General features: G+C 49.3%; 1 protein-coding gene. It reads left to right on the forward strand.

Going from position 1 to position 1,266, the window contains the following annotated elements:
- The coding region (locus PX484_RS08215) for an HD family phosphohydrolase (protein ID WP_288103417.1) at positions 1-1,266 on the forward strand (1,266 nt) is incomplete at both ends.

Genomic DNA, 1,266 nt, shown 5'->3' on the forward strand with positions numbered 1-1,266 from the left:
CCTGATAGAAGATCGGGAGGCAACCAAAGAACAAGCCGCTAAAGCGGTGGAAGCGGTAGATATGGTCATGTCTAGCGCTCAAACCGGTCAAATTATCGTTAAAGCAGGCGAAAAAATTACTCAAGCTCAGTTTGTTCTCATTGATGGCTTTGGTTTGAGCGAACGGGGCATTAACTGGATGGGTTTAGGGTCAACGGCAATCCTTGTCACCAGCGCGATCGGGACTTTTTGCCTCGTTGCTCAGCGTCTCCATCGGCCTCTGCGTCACCGGGATTTTATTCTCTTGGGTTTACTAAGTTTTACCACACCGATCCTAGCGATCGCCAATATTCCCTTTACCAATTTGGCAGCCGTGGGTTTATTAGTCAGCAGTTTCTACGGCCCGACTCTGGCCGTCACCCAAGTCCTCTTAACTGCCGGTCTTTCCCTATTCAGCATCCAAGGTATCAGCGCCGATTTAATCGCCGGGACGATAGGGGGACTATTAGCGGCTATGATAGCGGGAAAATTGCGTTCTAGGGATGAATTATCGCTGCTAGGGATGGGAATCGGAGTCAGTCAAGGGGGTGTTTATCTGCTCACTTACCTAATCGTTAGTGCCACGGCCAGCACGATCATCTATACTCTACTACCCACGGCCCTCGTCTATGGTCTATCGGGGATAGCTTGGACGGTAATCGCCCTAGGATTATCCCCCTATTTGGAACGCTGTTTCGATGTGGTCACTCCCATTCGTCTGGTGGAGTTGTCCAATCCTAATTGTAGTTTGCTCAAACGTTTGGCCACGGAAGCACCGGGGACTTTTCAACATACCCTTTTTGTCGCCTGTTTAGCTGAAGCGGCCGCCCGAAAACTGCACTGTAATGTGGAATTAATTCGCACGGGAACTCTCTATCACGATATCGGGAAAATGCACGATCCTCTCGGTTTTATTGAAAATCAAATGGGTGGCCCGAATAAACACGATGAAATTAATGATCCCTATGTCAGCGCCGAGATTATTAAAAAGCACGTTAGCGAAGGGTTAGTCATGGCCCGCAGACACGGTTTACCGCGAGTCGTCCGCGATTTTATTCCTGAACACCAAGGCAATCTCTTAATTTCCTATTTTTATCAGCAAGCTTTGCAAAAATCCGCCCAAAATGGTCAAGAATTCGTCGATGAGGCGGCTTTTCGCTACGATGGTCCGATTCCCCAATCGCGAGAAACGGCGATCGTCATGTTAGCCGATAGTAGCGAGGCCGCTTTGCGATCGCTGAAGGAGGC

The sequence above is a fragment of the Microcystis sp. M49636_WE2 genome (genome assembly GCF_030065375.1).
Lineage (GTDB): Bacteria > Cyanobacteriota > Cyanobacteriia > Cyanobacteriales > Microcystaceae > Microcystis > Microcystis aeruginosa_C.